The 13568-nt window shown below is 68.6% G+C and carries 10 protein-coding genes; 1 reads left to right on the plus strand and 9 read right to left on the minus strand.

The genetic code is table 11. The annotated features are described in order from the left end of the window. Positions 1-13 precede the first annotated feature (13 nt). Positions 14-2206 (plus strand): hypothetical protein, encoded by a 2193-nt coding sequence (locus U5A65_RS22030; protein ID WP_321947390.1) that lies wholly within the window; start codon positions 14-16, stop codon positions 2204-2206. Positions 2207-2217: 11 nt separating this feature from the next. Here the strand turns inward: U5A65_RS22030 and U5A65_RS22035 are convergent, their stop codons facing one another. The 9 genes from U5A65_RS22035 to U5A65_RS22075 form a co-directional block, all read right to left on the minus strand. Then, positions 2218-3201 carry a diguanylate cyclase gene (locus tag U5A65_RS22035; protein WP_321915608.1) on the minus strand — a complete coding sequence of 328 codons (984 nt, stop codon included), beginning with the start codon at positions 3199-3201 and terminating at the stop codon, positions 2218-2220. Between the two features lie 202 nt (positions 3202-3403). Continuing rightward, complete coding sequence (locus tag U5A65_RS22040) at positions 3404-4429, minus strand: chemotaxis response regulator protein-glutamate methylesterase (protein ID WP_321915534.1); 1026 nt, start codon at positions 4427-4429, stop codon at positions 3404-3406. After that, entirely contained in the window at positions 4426-6747 is a 2322-nt protein-coding gene (locus U5A65_RS22045) for a hybrid sensor histidine kinase/response regulator (protein ID WP_321947392.1), read from the minus strand. Before U5A65_RS22045 ends, U5A65_RS22040 begins: the two co-directional genes overlap by 4 nt. Next, positions 6744-7451, minus strand: a complete 708-nt coding sequence (locus U5A65_RS22050) for a chemotaxis protein CheW (protein ID WP_321947393.1) — start codon at positions 7449-7451, stop codon at positions 6744-6746. Before U5A65_RS22050 ends, U5A65_RS22045 begins: the two co-directional genes overlap by 4 nt. Next, positions 7444-8925 (minus strand): CheR family methyltransferase, encoded by a 1482-nt coding sequence (locus U5A65_RS22055; RefSeq protein ID WP_321915531.1) that lies wholly within the window; start codon positions 8923-8925, stop codon positions 7444-7446. The genes U5A65_RS22050 and U5A65_RS22055 overlap by 8 nt, the downstream gene beginning before the upstream one ends. After that, positions 8922-9416: a chemotaxis protein CheW gene (locus U5A65_RS22060; RefSeq protein ID WP_321947395.1), complete on the minus strand. Its 495-nt coding sequence runs from the start codon at positions 9414-9416 to the stop codon at positions 8922-8924. The genes U5A65_RS22055 and U5A65_RS22060 overlap by 4 nt, the downstream gene beginning before the upstream one ends. Positions 9417-9429: 13 nt before the next feature. Continuing rightward, positions 9430-11103, minus strand: coding sequence for a methyl-accepting chemotaxis protein (locus tag U5A65_RS22065; RefSeq protein ID WP_321915529.1), 1674 nt, complete (start codon positions 11101-11103; stop codon positions 9430-9432). 338 nt (positions 11104-11441) lie between these two features. Next, on the minus strand, positions 11442-12110 hold the full coding sequence (locus tag U5A65_RS22070) for a TetR/AcrR family transcriptional regulator (RefSeq protein ID WP_233888670.1): 669 nt from the start codon (positions 12108-12110) through the stop codon (positions 11442-11444). Between the two features lie 120 nt (positions 12111-12230). After that, positions 12231-13523, minus strand: a complete 1293-nt coding sequence (locus U5A65_RS22075) for an MFS transporter (RefSeq protein WP_321915607.1) — start codon at positions 13521-13523, stop codon at positions 12231-12233. Positions 13524-13568: the final 45 nt, after the last annotated feature.

Below are 13568 nucleotides of genomic sequence, written 5' to 3' on the forward strand. Positions count from 1 at the left end.
TACGGGAATTCAAGTGAAAAATGCTGCTCGCCTCATCGCCTTGTCGCTCGCGCTGCAAGGTCTCGCCACTCACCCTGCCATCGCGCAAAGCACGCTCAACTACACCACGTCCTGGATCGGCAACAGCTTCGGTTTTGGCGACGGCAAGTGGATGCAGCAAGACGTGGAGGCCATTGCCGTCGCACCCGACGGCACCGTCTACGCGAACGCGCCGTGGGACGAAAGCGGCAGCGAGATCGGCGTCTACCGCGGCGGCGACAAGCTCGCCGTGGCCGGCAATACGCACGGCTGGGGCAATGCGGGCGGCGACGCCATCGCGGCGAACAGCACCTATGTGTATGCCGCGATGTCGATCAGCAACGAGAGCAACGGCCTCGTGGGCGCGGACTATCCGCCCGCCAACCAGACCTGGTTCGGCGTGACGCGCCGCCTGCGCGCGGACGTGACGCAAGGCGCGCCGTTCGCGAGCGGCATTGGCAACAGCGCGAACGCGACAAAGAACAGCTTTCTGCGCGTGCTCGCCGCGCCGAGCGCCAGCGACGGCGCCGTGCGCGGCCTCGCAGCCACCGATACCGAGCTATACGTTGCCGATACCGCCGACAACCGCATCGTGGTCTACGACGCGCAGACCATGCGTCAACTGCGCTCGTTCACCGTGCCCGCGCCGGGGCGCATTGCGCTCGCGAGCGATGGCACGCTGTGGCTGATCCAGGGCTTGCAGGCCGCGAGCGGCCCGAGCATTGGCCACTACCGCAAGGACGGCACCGCGCTCAACGACGCGCCCGTGCTGCCCGCCGGCACTGTGCCCACCGACCTCGCCTTCGCGCCATCCGGCCAGCTCTCGATTGCCGACAACGGCCCCTCGCAGCAGATCCTGCTCTACGCGCGCGCGTCGAACGGCCAGATGACGGCAGCCGGCTCGCTGGGCACGCGCCAGGGCATCTTCCATGTCGTGGCGGGCACGCCCGGCGACTGGCGTTTCAACGGCATCGCCAGCATCGGCTACGACCAGGCGGGCAATCTGTATGTCGCGCAGAACGGCCAGGGGCCGCGGCCGTACGGCACCGCGCTCGTCGGCCAGGGCGCGGTGCTGGAAAGCTACGCAATGGGCACACGCACGCTGGGCTGGCGCCTCGATGGCCTGACCTTCGTCGATGCCGCCGCCTTCGACCCCACCAACGCCGCGAACGTCTTCACCGGCTCCAAACGCTTCACGCTCGACTACCGCCAGGCGCCCGGCAAGCAATGGACCTATGCGGGCTTCACGCTCAACCGCTTCGCGTATCCGGACGATCCCGCGCTCCATTCCACGCGCGGCGTGCGCGGCTCGCCGATGGTGCGCCGCTTCAACGGCCGGCGCTTCCTCTACACGCTCGACCAGTACGCGCACTACCTGAACATCTACCGCTTCTCGAGCGCGACCGATGGCGAAGTCGCGATTCCCTCGGGCCTGCTCGCCCAGAATCCGATGCCGGGCACCTGGCCCGCCGGTCAACCGGCCTACGGCGAATGGATGTGGCGCGACGCGAACGGCGACGGCCATGTGGACGCGGGCGAGATCGCTTCGAACCCCTCCACGGGCGCAACCGTTGGCAACGGCTACTGGTGGGTGGACACACCCGGCAATGTATGGCTCGCCACGCCGCTTTCGGGCATTCGCGAGATGCCGATGCAAGGTCTCGACGCGCAGGGCAATCCCCAGTACACCTATGCATCGTCGAAGATGTTCGCAATGCCGGCGCCGTTCAACCGCATTGCGCGCATTGTCTACGTGGCCGAAACCGACACGATGTACATCACCGGATTCACGGCGAATATTCCGTGGGACGCGTCGCACTGGAAGGAAGCGGGGCCTGTGCTCGCACGTTACGACAACTGGTCGAGCGGTTCGCCCACGCTCACATGGCAGGCGTCGTTGCCCTGGAACACGAGCAGCAGTCCGCAGGTGACCACGGTGGGCATTGCCGTGGCCGGAAACTACGTGTTCATCGCGGAGCTCTACACGCAGAAGATCGACGTGTACGACGCGCGCAGCGGCCAGCTCGCCGGTTCGATGACGCCAGGCGCCAACGTGGGCAGCACGAGCGGATGGGTGGACATTTATATGGGCATGAGCGCGGCGCAGCGCGATAACGGCGATTACGTCGTGCTCGTGGAGGACGACGCGCGCGCGAAAATCCTGATGTACGACTGGACGCCGCGGTAAACCTTCAGGCTTTACGAGCGCCCCGACACCTGCGTGGAAAACGCCACACGATTGCGCCCGTCGCGCTTGGCCCGATAGAGCGCGGCGTCGGCCTCCTCGATCAGCGCCGTTTCCGCGAGGCCCGGCGCGGGCGTGAGCGTGGCCACGCCAATGCTGATCGTGAGGTGCTCGCTCACGGCGGAGCCCACGTGCGGCAGTGCGAGTCCCGCCACGTCGCGGCGCATTTTCTCGGCGAGCAGCCGCGCGCCCGCGCTGCCCGTGCCCGGCAGGACGACTGCGAACTCCTCGCCGCCAAAGCGCGCCACGAGGTCGCGCGGCTGCCGGATCTCGCGGCGGATCGTCGTCGCCACCGAGCGCAGCACGTTGTCGCCCGCCACGTGGCCGTAGGTGTCGTTATACGGCTTGAAGTAGTCCACATCGATCATGAGCAGCGACACTTCGGTGCGCTCGCGCTCTGCGCGTTTCCACTCGGCGCTCAGGAATTCGTCCAGATAGCGCCGGTTCGAGAGGCCGGTGAGGCCATCCGAATGCGTGAGGCGGCGCAGTTCGAGGTTCGCGCGGAGCAGTTCCTGCTGCGAGCGGCGCAGCGCGCGATAGGCCTCGTCGCGCTGGAGCATGTTTACGTAGGATCGCGAATGATATTTCACGCGGGCGATCAACTCGACGCTGTCCGGCAGCTTCACGAGGTAATCGTTCGCGCCCGAGGCGAACGCCGCGCTCTTGATGGCGGGCTCTTCCTTGGTGGAGAGCACGATGATCGGCACGTCGCGCGTCGCGTCGTTCGCGCGATAAGCCCGCACGAGCGTGAGCCCGTCGGTGCCCGGCATCACGAGGTCCTGCAGGATCACGGTCGGGCGCACTTCCTCGGCCATGCGCACAGCCTGGTCGGGATGCGCGCAATAGTGGAAGTCGATCTCGCGCTCGCTCGCGAGCGCCCGGCGCACGGCCTCGGCCACGATCGCCTGGTCGTCCACCAGCAGCACCATCATCGGCATGTCGGCGGCGGGCAGCGTTTGCTCCAGCGCGCTGCGCACGGCGTCCAGCGCAACGGCGAGCGAGGCGTCGTCGGCGCTGCCGGGGTCGAGGGAGGCATCCGTGCCGCCCGTCTCGAGGCCCGTGCTGTCGGCAACGTTTGCGCTGATTGGAAGAGTGGACTTCTCGGTCATGATGTCGGTCGCGTCTCGTGATGGCTGGCGTCTAGCCGGCAGATTGATGCGGTGATTTCACCCGGCTCGCAAGCTCGGGGGCAATGGCGTCGAGCGGCAGGATCGCGCGCGCGGCGGAAAGCGCCGCCGCCGCCTTCGGCATGCCGTACACGGCGCTCGTCGCCTGGTCCTGGGCGATCGTGTGCCAGCCCTTCGCGCGCATCGCCTTCAGGCCAATGGCGCCGTCGCGCCCCATGCCGGTGAGCAGCACGCCGATCGCCTCGCCCGTCCAGCACTCGACGAGGCTGTGAAAGAAGGTATCGACAGAGGGGCGGTACGGTGTGTCGGCCGGCTCGCGAGTGTAAGCCAGCTTACCGCTCGCTGTCATGCGCAGATGATCGTTGGTCGCGGCGAGCAGCACGCATCCGGGCGCGGGCTGCTCGCCTTCGAGCGCAATGCGCACCGTGAGCGGTGTCTGGTCGTCGAGCCAGGCGGCCATGCCCGCCGCGAACGACTGGTCCACGTGCTGCACGATCACGATGCCCGCGCCGAAACCGGCAGGCAGCGCGCCGAGCACGGCGGCGAGCGCGCTGGGTCCGCCCGCCGAGGCGCCGATCGCAACGAGCGGCGCCTTCGGCATGCCTGGCGCAGTTGCGGCCGGCGCGCGCGCGGTGAAATCGGGCGCGCCGGATACGCGCCCGATCTGCTCGATCTTCGCGAGCAACAGGTCCATCGTGCGGCGCGTGTCGGGCCCGGCGAGCGTGGGGGTGTCCACGGCATCGAGCGCGCCCGCGCCCATCGCCTCGTACACGCGCCAGGCGTTCGCGCCCACGCTGCTCGTCACGATCAGAATGGGGCACGGCGAGCGCGCCATGATCTGCCGCGTGGCCTCCACGCCGTCGATCTTCGGCATCACGAGATCCATGAGGATCACGTCGGGCACTTGCGCCGCGCAGAACTGCACGGCTTCCTCGCCGTTCGCGGCGACCCACAGCACGCGATGGCCGTGCCGCGTCGCAATGGCCTGACGCAGCGCCTCGACGGCGAGCGGCATGTCGTTGGCGATACCGATTTTCATCCTGTCGACTCCCCGATCAGGTCGCTTACGGCGTCGAGCAGCGCTTCGTCGTGGAAGCTGCCCTTGGTCAGATAGTAGTCGGCGCCCGCGTCGAGGCCGCGCCGCCTGTCGTCTTCACGATCCTTGTACGAGACGATCATCACCGGCACGTTGCGATGCATCGCGTCGCCCTTGATCATCATGACGAGTTCGATGCCGTCCATGCGCGGCATGTCGACGTCGGTGATCACCAGGTCGAAGTGCGCATTGCGCAAGGTGTTCCAGCCGTCCATGCCGTCCACCGCCACGGTCACGTCATAGCCGCGCTTTTCGAGCAGCTTGCGCTCCAGCTCGCGCACCGTCAAGGAGTCCTCGACAACGAGAATACGCTTGCGTGCGCGCGCACCGTCAAGGGCTGCGCCGCGCGCCACGCCCGCGAGCTGACCGTCGCGCACGAGTCGCGCAACCGACGTCACGATGTCCTCCACGTCGACGATCAGCGCGACCTCGCCGTCGTCGAGCAACGCCGCCGCCGAGACGTTGCGCACCTTGCCCAGACGCGCATCGAGCGGCTGCACGGCGAGCGTGCGCTCGCCCGCGAAGCGGTCCACGGCCACGCCATAGAGGCCCGCCTCGCTGCCCACCAGCACCACGTTCAGGTCTTCCGTGGCCGCGGGTTCGGCGCCTGCCCCGAGCAATTGGCGCGCGGTGACGAGTCCCACCGGCCGCCCTTCGAAGGCAATGTGCTGCTGCCCTTCGAGCATTTCGATCGTGCTGCGCGGCACGCTGAGCGCGCGGCGCACGTGCGCGAGCGGAAATGCATAGGCTTCGCCCGCGACCTCGACGATCAGGCTGCGCACCACCGAGAGCGTGAGCGGCAACTGCAGCACGAAGCGCGTGCCCTGCCCCGCCGCGCTCTCGATGCGCACGGTGCCGCGCACGGCCTTCGCGAAGTTCTGCACGGCGTCGAGGCCGACGCCGCGGCCCGACACGTCGGTCACGGTGTCGCGCATCGAGAAGCCCGGCAGCAGCAGGAAGTCGAACAGTTCGGCGTCGGACATCGCGGCAACGGCCTGGGGCTGCGCGAGCAAGCGCGCGACGATGCTCGTGCGCAGCGCGTTCAGGTCGATACCCGCGCCGTCGTCGGCCACGGCGATCAGCAGTTTGCCCGCGCTATGGCGCGCTTCGAGCGTGAGACTTGCCTCTTCGGGCTTGCCGGCGCGCCGCCTTGTTTCGGGGTCCTCGATACCGTGATCGAGCGCGTTGCGCAGCAGGTGGCCGAGCGGCGCGTCGAGCATTTCGAGGATGTCCCGGTCCACTTGCGTCGACTCGCCGACAATCGCGAAGCGCACGCGCTTGCCGAGCGAGCGAGCAAGGTCGCGCACCACGCGCGGATACGTGTGCGCCGTGTCGCCGAACGGCCGCATGCGGCATTGCAGGGCCTCGTCGTAGAGGCGCTGCGCGAGTTGAGTGCCGCGCCGGTCAATGCGGTCGATGTCGTCGAATCGTTCGGATAGCTGATGATCCAGCGACGCCAGCGCATCGCGTATGCCGGCGAGCGCGGCGCGTGCGTCGGCGTCGAGCGCATCGGCGTGGCGTTCCTGGAACTGCCCCAGCGCCGCGAGCACGTCGCCCTGCGCGCGGCGCGTGCGCAAGAGACCTTCGGCGAACGGCCGCATGCGGCGCGACTCCACCAGCGATTCGCCTGCGAAACCGAGCAAGCGGTCGAGCGTGCCGGCGCGCACGCGCAGCATGCGCTCGGCGTCGGTTGAACGGGGCTGCGCGGGCCGCGCCAATGGCGCGGATTCGACTTCGCCGGATAACACGGCCTCAGGTTCCGGTTCGGATTCGTGCTCCGGCTCGGGCAGGCGCAGCGATGCCGCAAGCGCAGCGAGGTCGTCGGCTTCCGGCACTCGCACGCTCGCGTTGGCGTCAGCGTTCGCCGCGCCGGGCTGCACTACACCCTGCAGGCGCGCCACGAACGCCGCAACCGCATCGTGCGTAATCGGCGCCGCCGCAACGTCGCCCGCCGCGCTCAGCAAGTCGATGCCAACGAGCAGCGCGTCGATGCGCGCCGCGTCGATGCGCAATTCGCCACGCTGCGCCGCCACGAAGCAATCCTCCATCGCGCTCGCCACCTCGACCGCCTCCGGCAGTCCGACAATGCGCGCCGCGCCCTTGAGCGAGTGCGTGGCGCGCATGCACGCTTCGAGCGTAGAGGCATCCTCGGGAGCGGACTCGAGCGCGAGCAGGCCCGCGGAAAGCGTGCGCGTCTGCGCCGCCGCCTCCTCCTGGAAGAGGTCGAGCAGCGAGCGGCGGCTCAGTTCGTCGTCGCTCATCGCAAACTCCTTGCAAGCGCATCGAATAGCACGTCGGCGTCGAGCACGCCCACCGAACGCCCGCGCCAGTGCGTCACGCCGCGCACATGCCGCCCAGCCGACTGCGCAAGCGTGGCGGGCGCGGGCAGCAGCGCATCGGCGCCGAAGCTCGTGACGCCCTCCACGGCGTCGACGGGAAACGCCGTCGTCGCACCCGCCCATTCGGTCACGAGCAGGCGCGGCGTGGCGGCGCGCCGTTGCGCACCTGCCGTAGCGGCTTGTGGCATCGCAACTTCGATACGCAGAAGCGCCGCCAGCGATACCGCGAGCGTGAGCACGCCGCGCACGTTCACCACGCCCAACACGGCAGCGCTGCGCCGGTGCGGCAACGTGTGGATGGCGCGCGCTTCGTCCACATGGCGCAGCGCGGTCGCGGGCAGCGCGAGCCACTCGCCGCCCACGCGAAACACGAGCGAGCCTTCGTGGCGCGTTTGCGGACCGGCAGACTGCTGCACGCGTTCGGGCGCCGGCGCAGATGACGCAAGCGGCGCGGGCCGGTCGAGCATGCGCGCCGCCGCTTCTTCGAAAACCGGGCAATTCAGGCAGCGCACACACGTCTGAAGCCGCGGGCACGAATTGTCGCCGAGCGTGCCGATGGTTTTCCAGCACGGGTCAAGCGGGTGCGCTGCGAGCACCAGGTCCTCCGTGAAGTCGCGCTCAGGCATGCGTACCTCCTGCATCCGCCGCGCCGCGCTGTGCCATCTCCTGCGCCACGCGCTTCGCGCGGCGCATCAGGCGGCGGGCACCCTCGCCGTCGCCCTGCACTTCGAGCAGCGCAGCCAGATGCGTGAGCGCTTCGTAGTGCGAAGGCTCCAGATAGATGGCCTTGCGATAGTGCGCGAGCGCTTCGGCGGCACGGCCCTGCGCATCGGCGATCAGGCCGAGCAGGTACCAGGTGTCCGCATTTTGCGCCAGCGCCTTGGCCGCTTGCGCGGCGAGGCGTTCGGCCTCGTCGAGCGCACCGGCATCGGCTAAGCGCCGCGCGTCGGCGAGCGCGGCTTCGGGCGTGGCGCCCACACACTCTGCGCCCGCAGCCGGTGCGCGCACCACAGCGGCGGCGCGCGGAGCCGGCGCGCCGTGCAACGGCCGCAGCGTGTGGCGCGGCGGCGCAGGCCTTGCCCGGTGTGCCGCTGCGGCCACGGGCGCGTCGAGCGGCGTGAACACCGGCGCGCTGCCGAATGCGGGCGCCGCTGCCGTAGCCGCGATCACCGGCAGCGGCGTGAGCGCGGGCGGCACCGCTGCCGCCGGGCTCGCCGGATGATGATCCGTCGTCGCGCCGGGTTCGGGCGTGCGAAAACCGAACGCGAGCGGAATATAGGCGGACACCATTTCATGCCGCATCATCAGCCCGGTTTCCGCCGGTCCCACGAAGATCATGCCGCCCGCCGTGAGGCGCGCGCGCAGCAGGTCGATGGCGCGGTCCTGCGAGGCGCGGTCGAAATAGATCAGCACGTTGCGGCAGAAAATGAAGTCGTAGCGTACCGGGTGCGGGGCGAGCCATTCGAACAGGTTCGCGCGCTCGAACGTCACGGCGCGCCGCACTGTTGCGGCGATACGCCAACCGTCGGGCGTCGCTTCGAAGTAGCGCTCGCGAAACGCGAGGCCGTCGCCGCGAAACGCATTGCGGCCGTACACCCCGCGCGCGGCCGCCGCGATGGACTGCGCACTGATGTCGATCGCGTCGATGGCGAACTGCTCGTGCGCGAGCCCCGCGTCGAGCAGCGCCATCGCCGCCGAGTAAGGCTCCTCGCCGCTCGAGCACGGCGCGCTCAGCACGCGCAGCACTTCGCCCGGCTGCGCGGCCAGCCGCTTCGCACCGAGGCGCGCGAGCGCGGCGAAGGCCTCGCGCTCGCGAAAAAACCAGGTCTCGGGCACCACGAGCGCGTCGATCAGCGCCTGGCGCTCGGCCGGTGTGGTCGCGAGTCGCTGCCAGTACGCTTCGCGCGCCCATTCAGGCAGCACGGCGCCGCTCATCCACTCCCTGCGCGTCTCGGCCGGATGCAGATCCGCCTGGACCTCGAGCGTCACCGCCGCCCGTGCGCCCACCGCGCGCGCGAGCGCGTTGGCGCCCAGCGATTCGGCGTCGATGCCGGTTTCTTCGAGCAACCAGGCGGCGAAGCGCGGGTCGACCTGTCTCATGCCGCGCCTTGCCACGAAGGCGGGACGGGAAAGAGCAGCGCACGCACGCGCGCGTCGAGCAGTTGGGCAACTTTCACCCACTGGACAAAACCGCGCTCGTCGCGCGCCACGGGCCCAAGCCACCGCGCTTCGGGCGTGGCGATGCCGCCTTCGGCGAAGCGCTCGGGCGCGATCGACTGCGTGCGCGTCGCGCTTTCGAGCAGCAGCGCGAGGCGGCGCGGCGGCACCTGAGAGGCGGCCGCGCCAGCGTCGTCCTCGCGGTCATACACGAGCACGAGCCGCGTGGACATGAGCGCGCGCGCGGGCCGCCCGAGCGCGAGCATCGGCAGATCGACCACGGGCACGGGTGCGCCCTCGTAGTCGATCACGCCGGCGATATACGCGGGCGTGCCCGGAAACGCGCGCACGGGAGCGAGCGGCAGCACGTGCGCGATCTCGCGGGCATCGAGCGCGTAGCGCTCGCCGTCCAGTTCGAACACCAGGAAGAGCATCGCGGCTCCCGCGTCACGCCTCGATCCTGAACCGCGACACGCCGGTGCGCAGTTCGTTGGCGACGAGCGTGAGATTGTCGATGGCCTGCGACGACTGGCGCAGCGACTCCGCCGTCTGCTGGGCCGCTTCGGAAAGCTGCGTGAGCGCCTGGGTGATCTGCTCGGCGCTCGTGGCCTGCGCCTGCATGCCGTCGTTGACGACCTGGAAGCGCGGCGCGAGCGTCTGCACGGCACCGATGATCTGCGAAAGCTGCGCGCCCACGGCCTGTACGTCGTGCATGCCGCGCCGCACTTCTTCAGCGAACTTGTCCATGCCCATCACGCCCGCCGAGACGGCCGACTGGATCTCCTTCACGGTCTGCTCGATGTCGTAAGTGGCCACGGCCGTCTGGTCGGCGAGGCGGCGGATTTCGGTGGCGACCACCGAAAAGCCGCGCCCGTATTCGCCCGCCTTCTCCGCTTCGATCGCCGCGTTCAGCGAAAGCAGGTTGGTCTGGTCGGCCACCTTCGTGATCGTCGCCACGACCTGATTGATGCTCACGGCCTTTTCGTTGAGGATGGCGAGCTTGGCGTTCACCGAGCCCGCCGCTTCCATCACGCTGCGCATGGTGTCTTCCATATGCGTGAGGCCGCTCTGGCTCGTGCTGGCGAGCCCCGCCGACTGCTCGGCCACCGTCGCCACCTCGCTCATGGTGCGCACGAGGTCGCGCGCCGTGGCGAAAATCTCACGCGAAGTGGCGCCGATCTCGGTCGTGGTGGCGGCCGTCTCGCTCGCCGTGGCCTGCTGTTCCTTCGAGGTCGCGGCCACTTCGGCCACCGAGGTCGTAACCTGCAGCGACGACTTCTGCGCCTGGGCCACGAGGCTCGCCAGTTCGTCGCTCATGCGGTTGAAGCCGTCTTCCAGCACGCCGAATTCGTCGCCGCGGTTCAACGCGAGACGCTGCGAGAGGTTGCCGGTGCGCATGGAGTCGTGCACTTCCACGAGGCGCGCCATCGGCACGGTGATCGCGCGGTACAGCGCGTAGCCCGTAGCGAGCGCGGCGAGCAGCACGACAGCGAGTGCCGTGGCAAGTGTGATTTCCGTACCCGTGACCGAACTGCGAATGGTCTGCGCGGACTCGTCGGCCTGCTGACGGTTTTCGTCGACGAGCGCGTTGGCCGTGGCGAGCACCTCCTGCCATACCGGGCCGATCTGCATGAACGCGGCCTGCGCTGCCGGGCGCGACGCGGGCAACTGGCTGGCCACCGCTTTCGCCATCGGCAGATAGCGCGCGTAGGCGTCGCGAAAGCGCTGGAAGCGCTCACGGTCGTCGGCGCGAAAGAGCGAGCGCTCGTATTGCCGCGCATTCTCCTCGACCTGCGCCATCGCCGTGGGCAACGCGGCGACATCGCGCGCAACGCTGTCCGCATCGGCGTCGACGAAGGCCGCACGCTCCACGAGGCTGTAGGTCTGATTGGCCGCCGCGCGCATGGAGGTCGCGTAGAACAGGCCCGGCACCGAATCGTGCGTGAGGCTCATCGCCTCGCTGTCGATGGCGCGCAGCCGGTCCCAGGAGATGGCGGCCGTGGCGAGCATCAGCACGAACAGCAAGCCGAAGCTGAGGACGATGCGCGTGCCGAGGGTGTAACGACCTTGAGTCTGTCGAGGCAGGCCGGCTTGGCCGGAACGGGGCATGGCGGTGCTCATTGCGCTTGGGGCTCTCCGGTGGCGTGGACCGGCGCACCGCCCCTGCCGGCGAGGCGGGGCGCGGCGGCGCACGGCGAGACCGCGCGCGGCGGCCTTGACCGCCGTAGTGTAATGCGTTTGCGTACTTTTTTGTGATAAGGAAGGTTAGCTGACAGCCACGCAGGACGGGGCTCACCGGGCTTTTGGAGATGAATTTGCAGCGCTCGCCGGAGCGTTTTGACAGCACTGCGCGGCGCGGTACGGGGATGCGGGCGCGCCTTGACCCTTGCTTGATCCATGCGTCGTGCATCGGCGGGCAAGCGCGAAGCGGCCAGGGCGGCCGCGTCCCCAGGTCCGGCTTACTTCTTCACGAAGCGCAGCGTGGCGTCGACGACCATCTCGCGATGGCGCGCGCGCAGGCGCGGATGCGACGGATCGCGCCCGAACGCCGCGCCGAACGTGTGGCGGTTGCCCACGCGGTGAAAGCACATCGAGCTGATGAGCAAGTGCAGGTCGATCGGATCGATGTCGTCGCGGAACGCACCGCTTGCCACGCCGCGCGCGAGCAGGTCTTCGATCGTGCGGATCGCGCTGGCGTTGCGGCTGCGGAAGGTCTTCAGGCGCTCGATGTACTTCGCGCCGTGAATGTTCTCGATCGTCACGAGGCGCACGAAGTCGCGGTGGCGGTCGTGATAGTCGAAAGTGAATTCGACAAGCCGCCGCAGGCCTTCGGTAGGGTCCAGTTCGTCGATATGCAGGTCCAGCTCGAGCGCGCGAATGTCGCCGTAGACCTTGTCGAGCACCGCTTCGTACAACCCTTCCTTGCTGCCGAAGTAGTAGTACAGCATGCGCTTGGTGGTGTTGGTGCGCTCGGCAATCGCGTCGACTCGCGCACCGGCGAGACCCATCGCCGAGAACTCGGCGGTCGCGACTTCGAGGATATTGCGCTTGGTCTGCTCGGGATCGTACTTGCGCCGGCTTTCGGATTGAGCATCGTTGCGTTCGGCCGAAGCCGCCGGTCTTGCCATGTTTTTGTGGCCCGCAGCAGGGAAGGAATGCGGGCGATTCTAGCATGCGGGGCGCGGCCCTTTCTCAGGCGCCGCGCCCCGCAATCCAGCTCGAAGCCGCCCGGACGCGGCTTGCGCGCCTTACAACTCGATGCGCTTGATATCGCCCACGATGAAGATATACGAGGCCGCGCCGATCAGCGCGATCACGCCGATGAACACGAGCGCCCAGACGAACGAGCCCGTTGCGCCGACGATCAGCCCGACCACCAGCGGCGTGATGATGCCCGCGAGATTGGCGGCCAGGTTGAAGATGCCGCCCGTGAGTCCGAGCATGCCAGCCGGCGCGATATCCGAAACGAGCGTCCAGCCGAGCGCGGCCATGCCCTGCGCGAAGAACGCCACCGAAAGGATCGCGATCACGGCCACGTTGCTGTCCACGAAGTTCGCGAGAATGATGGTCGAGGCGAGCAGCAGTCCGGCGATGATCGGCAGCTTGCGCGCCACGTTGGCCGAGATGCCGCGGCGCAGCATCCAGTCCGAGAACGTGCCGCCGAACATCACGCCAATGGAGGCGGCAATGAACGGCATGATCGCGAAGAAGCCGATCTTGAGCCAGCCCATGTGGCGTTCGGTGGCGAGGTAGGTCGGGAACCACGTGAGGAAGAACACGAGCGTGGAGTTGCCCGCGAACTGTCCGAGGCAGATGCCCGCAAGCTGGCGGCGGCGCACGAGCTGGCCGGCCATGCGCCAGTCGAAGCCCTGCTTTTTCTCGCCTGCGGGTTGCGCGTCGGCCTTGCGCTCGTGGCGGGCGAGACCGCCGCCCGCCTCGATGTAATCGAGTTCGGCGCGGTTGGCTGCGGGGTGTTCGTGCGGCTCGCGATACAGGAACCACCACACGGCACCGAACGCGATCCCCACGGCGCCCACCACGTAGAACAGCGAGCGCCAGCCGTAAGCGCCCATCAGCGCGAAGAGGAACGGGCTAAAGAACGCAAGGCCGACATACTCGCCCACTGTATACGTGCCGGTGGCGAACGCGCGCTCGCTTTGCGGGAACCACGTGGCGACCACGCGGCTGTTGGTCGGGAAGCACGGCGACTCGGCGGCGCCCAAACCCAGACGGCACGCGAACAGCGCGCCCACGCCGCTGATGAAGCCCTGTGCGAGCGTGCACATCGACCAGAGCGTCATCGAAAGCCAGTAGGTGAACTTGCTGCCGAAGCGGTCGAGGAACACGCCGCCGGGAATCTGCGCGACGACATAGCTCCAGGAGAACGCCGAGAACACGACGCCCATGAGCGCCGCGTTGATGCCCAGCTCCTTCGTGAGCTGTGGCGCCGCGATGCCGAGCACGGTGCGATCGAGGTAATTGATCATCGTGCCGACGGCCAGCAGGCCCAGGATGCGATAGCGCGCCTTCGAGCGGCGCATCGCGCCCTCCGCGGGCGTTGCTGCGGAAAGGGCCGGCGCGTCGCC

Source organism: Paraburkholderia sp. J10-1 (assembly GCF_905220165.1).
GTDB lineage: Bacteria > Pseudomonadota > Gammaproteobacteria > Burkholderiales > Burkholderiaceae > Paraburkholderia.